This is a genomic window from Pantoea agglomerans NBRC 102470, assembly GCF_001598475.1.
Taxonomy (GTDB): domain Bacteria; phylum Pseudomonadota; class Gammaproteobacteria; order Enterobacterales; family Enterobacteriaceae; genus Pantoea; species Pantoea agglomerans.
This window is the reverse complement of the sequence record NZ_BCZA01000016.1, coordinates 26,913-39,430: the sequence shown is the minus strand read 5'-3', so window position 1 is coordinate 39,430 and position 12,518 is coordinate 26,913. Positions and strand designations below refer to the sequence as shown.

Below are 12,518 nucleotides of genomic sequence, written 5' to 3'. Positions count from 1 at the left end.
AAACATCTCTGTTACTCTCAGGTTAAATAACAAGCCATAAACGCATATTAATTACATCTGTTAAGTGACTTATTGCTAACATAATCATCCTATTTCTTAAATTCAGACTTTTTCCAGGGAGAATTATTGCTCATTTTCTTTTCACCAGCGTAGGATAAGCGCACAAAGGATTATAGATGCAAGGATTATCAATGGCTCTACATGGAAAGTTTGTTATTAATGATGCTGACTACTCACCGTTATCCTTTCCGGGTGTGGGAACGTTTTTAGCGTTCTCTGGCAATGGTGCTTATCGTAATCGTGGTGCCTGTGGAATGATTCCTAAAGAGGGGCCTGTACCAGCGGGTAAATACTGGATTGTTGACCGTCCTGAGGGAGGCCTCCGATCACAACTAAATGCCGGTGTAAGGGATATTTATAATCATTTTGCCAGCGGTGCTACGTTCAGGCATTCCGAATGGTTTGCAATATGGCGGGATGATTGGGCAATTGATGATTACACCTGGGTTGATAGCGTTAAGCGTGGTAACTCTCGTTTGCACCCCGGCGTTCTTTCTGAGGGTTGTATCACACTTCCGCATGATTCTGATTTTTCCCTGTTACGCAATGCATTATTAAGGACCCAGAAAATAGAGGTTCCTTGTATGAGGAAGTTAAAGGCCTATGGAACGATTGAGGTAATTGCCAATGGCAAAACATGTCCTTAGTCTCTTTATAAAATTAGCGCTCTTTACTGTGATTATGCTGTTCGTTGCTAAAGAAGTTCCCTATGATGGATTAGTTGACTCTATAACAGCCTTATTTGATTTCCAAAGCGCTCTGAACGTTACCCATTTCATTCTGGGTGAACCTGACTTAGAGGCCTGGGAGTCGTTGCGAGATTACTTTTCTATTTTAATTAATACTCTAATCAGCATTCCGGTTATGAGTGCGATTATCACCCTTTTTAACGGCCTTACTCACAAAGTGAACCCATCTTGCCTCCCTAAAGAGTGGGCTTTCTCTACCGTGCGACGATTGATAAAAATAATCATTTTTGTAATGCTGCTTTGGTTATTCGTCCGCTTTGTACCTTACCAGGCTGTTTTTCCGGACATAGAAAAATTTTCAGATGTTGCTATGGCTGCACTTATGGCTTTCAACCTGATTTTAGCCATTTTCTGCTATTACTTTATTATGAAGAAATGCACATTCAAAAGGAGTTTGTAAAATGCCTATTCCAGCTTACATGTGGCTTAAAGATGACGGCGGTGCAGATATTAAGGGATCTGTAGACGTTCAGGATCGTGATGGTTCTATCGAAATTGTTGGCTTCAGTCACGGTTTAAATATTCCAGTGGATAGTGCCAACGGTAAAATCACCGGCAAGCGATCACACTCTCCCATTATGATTGAAAAAGAGTTTGATAGCGCCAGCCCATACTTATACAAAGCCGTTGCTACTGGTCAGACGCTGAAAAGTGCGGAGATTCGCTGGTATCGCATTAACCATGCCGGGCAAGAGGAATGCTATTTTGTTATGATTATCGAAGGGGTGAAGGTGACTGGCATTAATCCGGGGATGCCAAATGCTAAAATGGCAGGAAACTCGCAGATCAACCATATGGAAAGCCTTTCCCTGATGTACGACAAAATCACCTGGCGTTACGTTGATGGTAATGTGCAGTATACGGATGACTGGAATGTTCGGTCCTGAGATTAAAATCCTGTTTCCTGTGGTATAGCTAAGTTCTCCCTGGCAGTGAAGCACTAATTAAAACGTTACCGGGGTGTAATGGGGGATTTAGTGACGACCTCCATGCATGCTCGAAAAACGTTACGACCGCGTTATCCGGTTGTACAACATCTAAAAAAGGCACCTATTCATCGGTGCCTTTTCCCGGCCTCCCTACCAGTCTTCAAGCCACCATCCACGCCACACACCCCCTTACCGATACAACGCCGCTTTCCCCACCGAACTAAACAGCGCCATCTTCGCCGCGACCACTTCACTTGCCGCCTGCATCGGTTTAACAAACAGAGCATTAGGTTCATGTCCCCCTAGCTTCAGTTCCTGCTCCAGCGCCACAAAGAACGCCTTCTTCATATCACTGGAGATATTGATTTTACCGACGCCATAACGGATCGATTCCGCGACCTCACTGTCTTTGTTGCCTGAACCGCCATGCAGCACCAGCGGGATATCGACCACCTTACGGATCTGCTGCAGGCGCTCGATATCCAGCTTCGGCTGCTTCCCTTTGGGGTAGAGACCATGCGAAGTGCCGATGGCGACCGCCAGCGTGTCGGTGCCGGTCTCGCGCACAAAGGTCTCGGCCTGCTGCGGATCGGTAAAGAGAATCTCATTACTGCCGCCTTCGCCGCTGCCTTCTGCCACGCCGATGGTGCCCAGCTCCGCTTCCACAGAGACATTAATCGTGTGCGCTATCTCGACAATCTTCTTCGTCAGCGCAATGTTCTGCTCAAAAGGGTGAGAGGAGGCGTCAATCATCACTGAAGTAAAACCTGCGTAGATCGCTTTCATCACCTCTTCCAGCGAACGGCCATGGTCCAGATGGATCACCACCGGCACGCGCGCCTGAATCGCCAGCGTCCGCAGATAGCCGATAAATTCCGGGCCGGTGAAGGCCATCTCTTCAGGATGGATCTCCAGAATCAGCGGTGAATCCAGTCGCTCGGCAGTCTCAACCGCCACACGTCCAAACTCCGCGCTGGCGATGTTAAACGCACCAACGCCAAACTGATGCTGTCGGGCAACGCTGAGCAGATCTTTCATGTTGTAAAGCATAGGTTTTATCCTTGTTTTGCAGGAACGGAGATATCTTTTTTCAGGAACAGCAGGATCAGCGCCGTCAGCAGACTGCCTGCGGCAATCGCAAACAGATAACCCATGACGTTGCTGATCACGTTAGGAATGAAGATGACGAAAATGCCGCCGTGCGGAGCGCGGGAAGCACAGCCCAGCATCATTGAGAGTGCGCCTGCTAACCCGGAGCCCGCCACGATAGCCGGGATGACCCGCAGCGGATCGGCGACCGCGTAAGGGATCGCGCCTTCGGTAATAAATGACAGACCGAGAATGTAGGTGACCTTGCCGGTCTCGCGCTCCTGCTCGGTAAATTTGCGGCGGAAGAGGGTGGTTGCCAGCGCGATGCCCAGTGGTGGCACCATGCCCGCCGCCATACAGGCGGCAATCGGCCCGTAGACCCCGCTCGACATCAGGCCAATCGCAAACATACAGACGGTTTTATTGAGCGGGCCGCCCATATCAAAGGCCACCATCATGCCGAACAGCAGGCCGAGAATGGCCGCGTTGGTGTTACCCAGCGAACTGAGGAAGTCGGTCAGCCAGCCGAGCAGCATTTTGATCGGCTCACCAATCAGCAGCGCCATCAGTGCGCCGGTCAGCAGCACGCTTAACAGAGGCACGATTAAAATAGGTTTCAGTCCGGCGACCGCTTTGGGCAGATGGATATGGTTATTGATCAGCAGCGTGATGTATCCGGCCAGGAAGCCGGCAATCAGCGCGCCGAGAAAGCCGGAGCCGGTGTGGATCGCCATCATCCCGCCCACGGCGCCCGCCACGATGCCCGCTTTGCCGCTGACAGACTGGCTGATCCCCAGCGCCAGAATCGGCAGCATCAGGGCAAACGCGGAACCGCCACCGATGTCAGAGAGCATCTTCGCTATCGGGCTGAAATTAGCGTCCCCTGGTGTGGCCGCCGTAATCCCGAATGAAAAACTCAGCGCGATCAGAATGCCGCCCGCCACCACAAAGGGGATCATCAGGTTCACGCCGGTGATCAGGTGCACATAAATCTCTGAAATCCAGGAGCGGGAACCCGACGCCTCGCGGGCACTGTTAGCCGGTTCAGATGCACTGGCCTGCGGAGCGGAGTTGGCCAGCCTGGGAGCCAGCTCGCCGTTAACAATGGCATTTAACAGGCCTTCAGCGTCCTTCGCGGCACGGGTAACGGGCACCTCAATCACGTTTTTATGCTGGAAGCGTGCCATCTCAACTTTTTTATCTGCGGCGATCAACACGACGTCCGCCCGATGAATATCGTCTTCGCTGAAAATATATTCGCTTTCAATCGCACCCTGGGTTTCAACTAATACATTCAGGCCCAGTTTTTTAGCCGCTTTTTTTAAATTACTTTCGGCAAGGTAGGTGTGGGCGACACCTGTAGGACAGGCGGTAATGGCAATAATGTTCATAAATGTTCTCCAGTGAAAATTTTATATTTATGTTTTTCTGTCTGAAGGGATGGCTACAACCTGGAATACCTCCTTAATTTTTTAATTCATGTTGCTCTCCGGTTTATTCAGGCTCCCGATCGGGATAACAGTAAATGAAACATCTCTTCGCGATGCGGGACATTAAGTAATTGCTCGACGACATCCTCATCGCCTAACGCGATGGATATTTTGGCGAGCATTTTGATATGGCCCACATCTTTATCGGACTCTTTTACCGCGAACAGAATAACCAGCCGGACTTTGGTGCCGTCGATGGTCTCCCACGGAATGTCGCGGCGTAAACGACCCACGGCAATGCGGGTTTTAGCGACGGCGGCAGATTTGCCGTGCGGAATAGCAATATGATTTTCAAATCCGGTGGAGCCTAATTCCTCACGCAGATAAACATCTTCCAGGAAAGCGGCTTTATCAGTGACGGCCCCGGTCTGGCAGAGCAGATCGGTCAGTTGAGAAATAATCTGCTCTTTGGTCTGGCAATCGACATCGAGAATAATGCACTCTTCTTTTAATACTTCGTTAATAGCCACGGCTGTCGTCATTTTGCTTCTCCATTATCATTAATTAATTGAATTCGATACCAGACACTCCGTTACCCGAGCGATATCTTTCGCCGAGAACAGGGCAGAGACATACACCACCGGTTTTTCCAGCGGTTCCAGCCGGATGGTGGAAATCACCACGTCACACTCATGTCGTTTCAGGGAGTCAGCAATATTTTTCCCTGGAACGATGTCGATAATTTTCCAGTCGGGAAAGGCACGGATGATCCGTCCGTAAAGCAGCTGCGAGGTGCCCAGACCGCTGGAGCAGACCAGCAAGACCCGTTTTACCTTGATGCTGTTTTCGATGGCTGCCTGAATGTGCACCGTCAGATAAGCCACCTCATCGTCACTGATTTCATCCAGGCTGTACTCCTGCGTCAGCTGGCTGATCACCGCTTTAACGGCGGCGAACACCGTGCCCAGTTCGGTCTGAATATCATGCAGCAGCGGATTTTTAATCCGGATGTGATATCTGAGGCGGTTAAGCATCGGTTTGATATGCGAGGACAATGACGCCTGCAGGTTCTGGTCGGTAGTGATTTCAATGTTGATACGCTGCGCCACCCGGGCAATCAGCGCCTCAGCAAAGCGGGTTTCACGCTCTGAAATCAGCGAGTCATCGTGCTGCGGTGACTCACCGCCCGCCTTACCGGAGGAGACCAGATACTGATAGATGGAGTGAGACTCCTCGGCCACCAGTACCGTGTTGTAGGCAGTCTCAATGCGCTCTATCACCGCCAGTGACACCTGCCAGGCGTGATGGTCGCTGACCCGGTTCATCGACACCGCGCGGGCGTCGGTCCTGTGCATCGGCGAGTGACTGCGGTGGATCAGTACCAGAATATGCGTAAATAAATTGATGTAGTAAGGATCGCTTATCGTATATTGCAGTTGCTGTTCAATAAAATTAATTAATTGCAGGGTAAAATGGACAGCCTGCTGACCAAACTTCTCTGAAAGCTCCTGCAGCGTGCTTTCATCCAGACGGCTTTCCATCATGTCCTGACGGTTATAAATCGATTTTAACACCAGCGCTTTCATCGCCATGCGAATATTATGGTCGCTGCCTTTTATGCTGGTCCCGACCCGACTTTTTAACAAGGTTAAATCAAACTGATGTAACCATGCTTCTAATGTTTTTAAATCATTCACTATCGAGGCGCGACTGATAAAATATTTATCCGCCAGTTCGCTGATGGATGAACTTTTTGGTGACAGCATTAATAAATCCGACGCTATTTTCAGCATCCTGAAGTTGCTGCTGAAATCATCCACCTCGGTTGAGAAAATCCGGCGCGCGGCTATTTCCGACTGCGCATCAGCGAATTTAATTGTGATCCCTCTCCCACTTTTTCCGCTGAGATTGATTCCCTGGTCAGAAAGTTTTTCGTTAATGTCGGCAATATCGCGGCGTAGAGTTCTGGGTGTAATAGACGTTTTTTCTGAAATAGCGTGCAGGCTCACATAACTGTTATGAGAAATAAGCTGTCGCATAATCGTCAGTTGCCGTTCAGTCAGCGCCTTCATCATCATCAGGTTCCGCTTAATCCGTTATTCGCCTTGTCAGTTATCATCTAAACAAAGGCACTATGCCATGTAAATATTAAAACATGGCCACAACCTGGTGGTCAGGCTGACCACCTGACAGTGAATTTCTTAAATAATCGGGGACGAGATGAAAGAATAAGTGAAAGGGGGTGGGAGGGTTTGGCGGGCTGACTGGCAGTGATCAGATTGGTGGGGCTACATCAATGGCTGAGGGCAGAACCTGGCGGGAAAGCCCGGCTTACGCCGGGCCCGGTTTTATCTTTACGCCATCTTCAAACGCTGTAGCCGTTTCTCGCGGCGAATCTTACGCTCTTCCATCACGGCAACCAGCGCCATCAGGCAGATACAGGCGATAGCAGCGGCATCCAGTGCGGCAAAGGTGCCCGCCCAGCCGGTCAGGCCAAATATCGGCGTGCCGTCGGCAATCATGCCCAGGCCCAGCTTGGCAAAACTGTCACCAATCAGATAGGCGAAAGTGCCTTTGATACCATCCGCTGCGCCAATTGCCTTTTTCGGTACAAAGCCGACCGCGGCGACGCCGATTAACAGCTGCGGGCCAAAGACCAGGAAGCCCAGGGCGAACAGCGACGCCAGATAGACATACTGGTTGCTGGCATGCTGATAGATCCCGAGCGTGGCAATAATCAGCGCTAACGCGACGCAGGCGACCAGCGCACGGCGGCCATTGGCCAGATCGGATAACCAGCCCCACATCAGCGTGCCCACCAGTGCGCCCACTTCAAACAGGGTAAAGCCCTGAATCGCCACCTCTTTAGAGAGCTTCAGCTCCTGGAAGGCGTAAACCGTTGACCACTGATCGATCCCGATGCGCACCACATAGAGGAAGATGTTGGCGAAGCAGAGCAGCCAGATCACCTTGTTCTTCAGTACGTACTCAACAAAGATCTGCCATTTGGTCATCGACTCATCTTCGGCTTCTTTGTCCTCATCGCTCAGCTCTTCGTCAAACAACTCTTCGGCCTTGCCCAGGCCATAAGACTCCGGGGAGTCGCTGCCGTAGCGCAGGCCGATAAAACCAACAATCAGCGCGATAATAGACGGAAAGATAAACATCCCAATCACGTGGCCGTTGAACAGCACATTGGCGCCAAACAGCGCAACGCCCGCTGCACCGGCACCGCCGAGGTTGTGGGAGATATTCCACATGCCAAGATAAGTACCTCGTTTGCGGCGCGGCGTCCACTTAGTGATGGTGGAGTAGCTACAGGAGCCGCCGGTACTCTGGAAGAATCCGCTTAAGGCATAGAAGGCGATCATCAGGAACAGGCTGACGGATCCGGTGCCCATGCTGGCGCTGAAACCCAGCATACAGATGGCCGAGAGGATCAGCATAAACGGCAGGAACTGCTTGGTGTTTTTGCCGTCAGCATAATAGGAGACCAGGGTTTTCCCGACGCCATAGGTGATGGAGAAGCCCAGACCGATCATCCCCAGCTGCGTCATGCTCAGTCCGTAGGTAGTGATCATATCGTTCTGCGCGATATTGAAGTTTTTGCGGATCAGATACATGGTCAGGTAGCCGATAAAGACCACCAGATAGGACTGCATAAACGGCTTGAACCACATCTTGCGCCGCAGTTCGATGGGCAGATCCAGCGTCGGTCTGCGCACCTGTTTGAGGAATGCCAGCATGGAAGGGGATTCTCCTGGTTGGAATAGCTGCAATGGGCAGCGAATGGCTGGCATTGTAAAAACCTGCCGCCAGACTGGCCTGAGACAGCATCCAGGCGAAACCAGGAAAATTTCTTAGTTTTGCCCCACTCGGGGCAAAAAGGAGAGGCGTATCACGCTTCAGGCAGGGGGCGCGGTGCCTGAGCATTTAAAAACGGCAGCAGCAGCAGGGCGGAGATCCCCGCCGCCGTGGCAATGACCGCAAAGAAGCCGCTCCAGTGCCAGACGTCGATAACCCACGCCAGCGGCCAGCCGGAGAGTGACGCACCAAGATAGGCGAAAAGGCCGACGAAGCCGGTTGCCGCGCCCGCCGCATCTTTATGGGAACATTCGGCTGCCGCCATACCAATCAGCATCTGCGGGCCGAAGACAAAGAAACCGGTAGTAAAAAAGCAGGCTGCCTGCATCACGTAACTGGTAAACGGCATCAGCCACAGTGAGCCGACGGAAAGTAAAATCCCGGCTGCAAAAATCAGGTTCATCGGGCCACGGTTGCCGTTAAACAGCTTGTCCGAGCCCCAGCCCGCGACCAGTGCGCCTATCACACCGCCCAGTTCAAACAGGGTGACTACCGAGTTGGCCGTCACCAGATCCACCCCCAGCGTGTCGGAGATGTAGAGATTTCCCCAGTCATTGAGCGCCGCGCGAACCACATAGACCAGCACGTAACACAACGACAGCAGCCAGATGTAGGGGTTGAATAGCACGTAGCGGGTCAGGATCGCTTTGCGACTCAGACCTGCGCCTTCCTGCTGCTGCGCCATCTCCATCTCATCCTGTCGCCAGTCGCCTACCGCGGGCAGTCCGACAGTCTGAGGCCGGTCGCGCAGACGCCAGCAGAGAAACAGTCCGGCGAGGATCGCTAAACTGCCCGCAATCATCATCCCGATTCGCCAGCCATAGTGCAGCGCCACTGCGCCGATAACGATCGGGATAACCGCACCGCCAACGTTGTGCGCGGTGTTCCATAATGCCCACCAGCCGCCGCGCTCGTTACGTGAATACCAGCTGGTCAGCAGGCGCGCGCAGACCGGCGCGCCCCAGCCCTGGAAAAAGGCGTTGATGGTCCACAGCAGCGCAAAGGCCCACAGTGAGGTGGAAAAGCCAAACAGGATATTGACCACGCCGGTAGCGATCAGCCCCAGCCCCATAAAGTAACGGGCGTTGGAGCGGTCACTGACGATGCCGGAGAAGAACTTCGACAGGCCGTAGGTGATGTAAAATAGCGTCGCCAGCAGGCCGATATCGGTGCGCATCATCACGCCGCTGGCGATCACTTCCGGCGCTGCCGCGTTGAAGCTTTTGCGGGTAAAGTAGAACAGGGCATAGCCGATCCAGATGGTCGACATGATGTGCCGTCGCCAGTAGCGATAGCGGCTGTCAATCTCACTTTTGTCCTGCAGCGGAGCGGCGTTAGCGGGCGTTTTCAGAAAGTTAAACACGGTGGTTCCTCAGGCCATACGCAGCGGCAGATGCACGCTGACGCGGGTTCCATGGGTGCAGGAGATAGTCAGCGATCCGCCCAGCGCACTCACGCGTTCGCGCATCCCGACCAGACCAAAGCTCTGCTGACCGGAACCTGGCGGCAGACCGCAGCCATCATCTTCAATCACCAGCAAAACGCGACCATTCTGTTGCCAGCCTTTGAGCGTCACGGCGCTGGCGCTGGCGTGTTTCACAATGTTGTTCAGCCCCTCCTGACAGACGCGAAACAGCGTGACGCGCTGCGCTTCGCTCAGTAGCGTCTCATCAATACGCCACTCAAGGTGACTGACGATGCCGCAATCCTCCAGCTCCATTTCACGCATCAGGGAGCGAACTGCCTGTTCAAGTGACAGGTCATCTAGCTGGCGGGGTCGCAGGCGTCCCAGCAGTCGCCGCACTGAATCGTAGACGCCAAGAGAGAGCTGCTCAATATGGACGCCGCTCTGGATCACCCGGCCATTATCCGGCGCCAGGCGCTGCACAATGCCCGCCTGGGTGCGGATTGCCGTAATCGTCTGACCGATATCATCGTGCAGTTCGCGCGCCACCTCCTGGCGCACGTTCTCTTCTGTCTCGACCAGCCGTTCCGCCAGGCGCCGGTTGCGTGCCAGCTCACTCTGCAGCGACTGATTCAGCTCGCGCAGCCGCTGGATACCGGCACCCAGCAGCAGTCCGGTCAGGCTTTGCGCCAGTAGCGAGAGCAGGAGATCGACCGGATGATCGTGCCAGGTCTGGCTGGCGATCAGCGCGATTGCGTTCATCAGCGTCGCGATCAGCGCACCCTGCCAGCCGTAGTGCCAGGCCAGCGCAATAATCGGCAGCGCCAGACAGAATGGCGTAAAGCGCGACAGTTCAGCGGGCAGGCCAAGCTGCAACCACAGACTGATGACAAACAGCAGCAGATACCAGATAAGATGCCGGGCGCGCCAGTTGACCGGTTGCGAGACCAGCGCCGGCCCCAGCGGCTGCCAGCGGGTGCTGGTGAGGTAGTGCCAGATGACCAGGCAGGTCGGGGCCAGCGTCAGACCACCGGTGAGCGTCAGCAGCAGGGCGTTCAGCATCTCCTGCTGTCCCGCCCACGCCAGGGACTGCAGCAGCGCCGCGGCGATCAGAGCCGCGCCCTGGCTCAGCAGCGTGCGCCAGTCACGCTGATGGCGGTAATGGGAGATCAGCGCGACCGGCAGCAGCGTCAGTACACTGCCTGCCATTAACAGCGGCAGATGCGCCAGCGCGACCACCTTCGCCAGCCAGATCAGCATGATCCACTCAGCTACCAGCAACACCGGCCAGTAAGCGCGTGGACATTGCAGCATCAGCCCCAGACGCAGGCCAAACGGGAATAGCAGCACCGCCAGCTCCGGGCGTTCCACCAGGTGCAGGCTGATACTCCACAGGCAGAACCAGGCCGCCGAGAAGATGAAAAAGCTGGCGACAATGGAGATCAGCCGCGAAACACAGGGGCTCATTGCCAGCCATCAAACATGCGGCGCGCCAGCTCCACATCATTGCTGACGCCGAGCTTCTCCATCAGATTCGCGCGATGGACATGTACGGTTTTCGGTGACAGCGCCAGCTCAACGGCAATTTCCTTTACCGCCATGCCCTGTGACAGTTTTTCCGCCACCTGACGTTCGCGTCGGGTCAGCGGGTCCTGCCGACCAGCGGCCAGCTTGATCGCAATCTCTGGCGTCAGATAACAGCCGCCTGTGGAGACCGTGCGCACCGCCGCGATCAGTTCATCGGGACGACAGCGTTTAGAGAGGAATCCGCGCGCACCGGCATTAAGCGCCTGCTCCACCAGGGCCGGACTGTCATGGACTGACAGCATGATGGTGGCCAGGCCCGTCGGCAGCTTGCTCAGCAGCTCCAGCCCGGAGAGATCCGGCATCGAAATATCGCAGATACAGACCTGAACGCCCCGGCCCGGTAAACCTGCCAGCGCCTCACGGCCAGAACCAAATTCCGCTACGACCTGGAAATCCGATTCCAGGCCCAGCAACTGGGCAAAGCCGGAGCGGACGATAAGGTGATCGTCAATAAGCGCGATGGTGATCATGTTTATTCCTGGCGGGTAAAATCGCGCTTACCTTAGCGATAAGCACGAAGCTGTTCAAGTCGTGAGCAGTCTATTCAGGTAAGGGAGTGGGCAGAGTGATGCAGGTCAAACTGTCGTGGATCGTGAGAGAAGCATGCCGGGCTGAATCGCCGCCCGGCAGATCGTGAGGCTAAGCAGCCGATCAGTGCAGACAGCACTGCTTATATTTTTTGCCGCTGCCGCACGGGCAGGGATCGTTGCGGCCGGGCAGTTTCTCTGCCGCGACAGGCTTCTGGGGAACGGGAATCGCTTCAGGCTGGGAGATCCAGTGATCGTGCAGCGCCAGCGCAGCAGGACGGATAGCTTCAATGCTGGCTTCCATCTCGTCCGGCGTCATGGCATCGATCTTTTCAAGGTTCTCTTCCACGCCGTGCAGAGCGATGGCGTCCAGCGCGGGTTGCAGGTCCTGCGGCAGGGCAGACCAGTCGGTCAGCGCGACACCGCGCATGTAGCCGAAGCACCACTCTTCCACCACGGTAAATTCCAGACCTTCCATTTCGCGGATGCCAAACAGCGGTTCGAACTGCTCAGGGAATTCAGATAAGCGGTCAGCCACATCATTCATATGCTGGAAGCAAAGCGACATAAAGCGCGTCATTTCACGCTCGTTGCTCCATTTTGGGATCTGCTTCTCGCCACCCCACAGTGCCACCAGCCACTGGCTTGGCTCGACGGTGACGGGACCGGAGAGAACGGCAGTCAGCAGGCCGTCGAGCTCGGAGACATCAATAATCGATGCTTCGCTGCCATATTTTTCCAGCATATCTTCCAGCCATTGCAGCTCTTTTTCGGACAGTGGGCCTTCTTTCATGCGGTTGCCTCCCGGGCATTTCAAAATTTCAGCGGCGTTGAGCCTTAAAACCGCAGCAGTGTACACTCTTGTGGACTGCAACACA

The 12,518-nt window shown here is 54.1% G+C and carries 12 protein-coding genes and 1 pseudogene; 3 read left to right on the top strand and 10 right to left on the bottom strand.

Annotation, left to right across the window (positions count from 1 at the left end; all coding sequences use genetic code 11):
• Positions 1 to 191: 191 nt before the first annotated feature.
• The 3 genes from PAG01S_RS22000 to PAG01S_RS20915 are packed head-to-tail and all read left to right on the top strand — an operon-like array spanning position 192 to position 1,696.
• Complete coding sequence (locus tag PAG01S_RS22000) at positions 192 to 707, top strand: DUF2778 domain-containing protein (RefSeq protein WP_073970701.1); 516 nt, start codon at positions 192 to 194, stop codon at positions 705 to 707.
• Positions 688 to 1,209 carry a hypothetical protein gene (locus PAG01S_RS20920; protein ID WP_033759772.1) on the top strand — a complete coding sequence of 174 codons (522 nt, stop codon included), beginning with the start codon at positions 688 to 690 and terminating at the stop codon, positions 1,207 to 1,209. The genes PAG01S_RS22000 and PAG01S_RS20920 overlap by 20 nt, the downstream gene beginning before the upstream one ends.
• Position 1,210: 1 nt before the next feature.
• Complete coding sequence (locus PAG01S_RS20915) at positions 1,211 to 1,696, top strand: Hcp family type VI secretion system effector (RefSeq protein ID WP_062759668.1); 486 nt, start codon at positions 1,211 to 1,213, stop codon at positions 1,694 to 1,696.
• A gap of 231 nt (positions 1,697 to 1,927) precedes the next feature.
• Here PAG01S_RS20915 and PAG01S_RS20910 read toward each other — a convergent pair whose 3' ends face one another.
• The 10 genes and pseudogenes from PAG01S_RS20910 to PAG01S_RS20870 form a co-directional block, all read right to left on the bottom strand.
• A complete protein-coding gene (locus tag PAG01S_RS20910; protein WP_062759667.1) occupies positions 1,928 to 2,788 on the bottom strand; it encodes a ketose-bisphosphate aldolase in 861 nt (286 codons plus the stop codon).
• Positions 2,789 to 2,793: 5 nt separating this feature from the next.
• Positions 2,794 to 4,218, bottom strand: coding sequence for a PTS fructose transporter subunit IIC (locus PAG01S_RS20905; RefSeq protein ID WP_033780529.1), 1,425 nt, complete (start codon positions 4,216 to 4,218; stop codon positions 2,794 to 2,796).
• 107 nt (positions 4,219 to 4,325) lie between these two features.
• Positions 4,326 to 4,799 carry a PTS sugar transporter subunit IIA gene (locus PAG01S_RS20900; protein WP_062759666.1) on the bottom strand — a complete coding sequence of 158 codons (474 nt, stop codon included), beginning with the start codon at positions 4,797 to 4,799 and terminating at the stop codon, positions 4,326 to 4,328.
• An 18-nt stretch (positions 4,800 to 4,817) separates the two neighbouring features.
• Positions 4,818 to 6,023 (bottom strand): BglG family transcription antiterminator, encoded by a 1,206-nt coding sequence (locus PAG01S_RS20895; RefSeq protein WP_229518688.1) that lies wholly within the window; start codon positions 6,021 to 6,023, stop codon positions 4,818 to 4,820.
• A 126-nt stretch (positions 6,024 to 6,149) separates the two neighbouring features.
• Positions 6,150 to 6,329 (bottom strand): annotated as a pseudogene (locus tag PAG01S_RS22695) (HTH domain-containing protein); the annotation flags it as partial.
• Positions 6,330 to 6,611: 282 nt separating this feature from the next.
• Entirely contained in the window at positions 6,612 to 8,003 is a 1,392-nt protein-coding gene (gene uhpT, locus PAG01S_RS20890) for a hexose-6-phosphate:phosphate antiporter UhpT (protein ID WP_010251526.1), read from the bottom strand.
• A 152-nt stretch (positions 8,004 to 8,155) separates the two neighbouring features.
• Positions 8,156 to 9,484 (bottom strand): MFS transporter, encoded by a 1,329-nt coding sequence (locus PAG01S_RS20885; protein ID WP_010671736.1) that lies wholly within the window; start codon positions 9,482 to 9,484, stop codon positions 8,156 to 8,158.
• 9 nt (positions 9,485 to 9,493) lie between these two features.
• Entirely contained in the window at positions 9,494 to 10,993 is a 1,500-nt protein-coding gene (gene uhpB / locus PAG01S_RS20880) for a signal transduction histidine-protein kinase/phosphatase UhpB (RefSeq protein ID WP_062759665.1), read from the bottom strand.
• Entirely contained in the window at positions 10,990 to 11,583 is a 594-nt protein-coding gene (uhpA, locus tag PAG01S_RS20875) for a response regulator transcription factor UhpA (RefSeq protein WP_010251517.1), read from the bottom strand. Before uhpA ends, uhpB begins: the two co-directional genes overlap by 4 nt.
• Positions 11,584 to 11,764: 181 nt before the next feature.
• The gene (locus tag PAG01S_RS20870) at positions 11,765 to 12,433 is read right to left on the bottom strand and encodes a YecA/YgfB family protein (protein ID WP_033769584.1); all 669 of its coding nucleotides are present in this window, start codon (positions 12,431 to 12,433) and stop codon (positions 11,765 to 11,767) included.
• Positions 12,434 to 12,518 lie beyond the last annotated feature (85 nt).

Bases quoted from the DNA above. Each gene is read 5' to 3' on its own strand.
- PAG01S_RS22000 (WP_073970701.1), top strand. From the start codon at position 192: ATGGCTCTACATGGAAAGTTTGTTATTAATGATGCTGACTACTCACCG.
- PAG01S_RS20920 (WP_033759772.1), top strand. From the start codon at position 688: ATGGCAAAACATGTCCTTAGTCTCTTTATAAAATTAGCGCTCTTTACT.
- PAG01S_RS20915 (WP_062759668.1), top strand. From the start codon at position 1,211: ATGCCTATTCCAGCTTACATGTGGCTTAAAGATGACGGCGGTGCAGAT.
- PAG01S_RS20910 (WP_062759667.1), bottom strand. From the start codon at position 2,788: ATGCTTTACAACATGAAAGATCTGCTCAGCGTTGCCCGACAGCATCAG.
- PAG01S_RS20905 (WP_033780529.1), bottom strand. From the start codon at position 4,218: ATGAACATTATTGCCATTACCGCCTGTCCTACAGGTGTCGCCCACACC.
- PAG01S_RS20900 (WP_062759666.1), bottom strand. From the start codon at position 4,799: ATGACGACAGCCGTGGCTATTAACGAAGTATTAAAAGAAGAGTGCATT.
- PAG01S_RS20895 (WP_229518688.1), bottom strand. From the start codon at position 6,023: ATGCTGTCACCAAAAAGTTCATCCATCAGCGAACTGGCGGATAAATAT.
- uhpT (WP_010251526.1), bottom strand. From the start codon at position 8,003: ATGCTGGCATTCCTCAAACAGGTGCGCAGACCGACGCTGGATCTGCCC.
- uhpB (WP_062759665.1), bottom strand. From the start codon at position 10,993: ATGAGCCCCTGTGTTTCGCGGCTGATCTCCATTGTCGCCAGCTTTTTC.
- uhpA (WP_010251517.1), bottom strand. From the start codon at position 11,583: ATGATCACCATCGCGCTTATTGACGATCACCTTATCGTCCGCTCCGGC.
- PAG01S_RS20870 (WP_033769584.1), bottom strand. From the start codon at position 12,433: ATGAAAGAAGGCCCACTGTCCGAAAAAGAGCTGCAATGGCTGGAAGAT.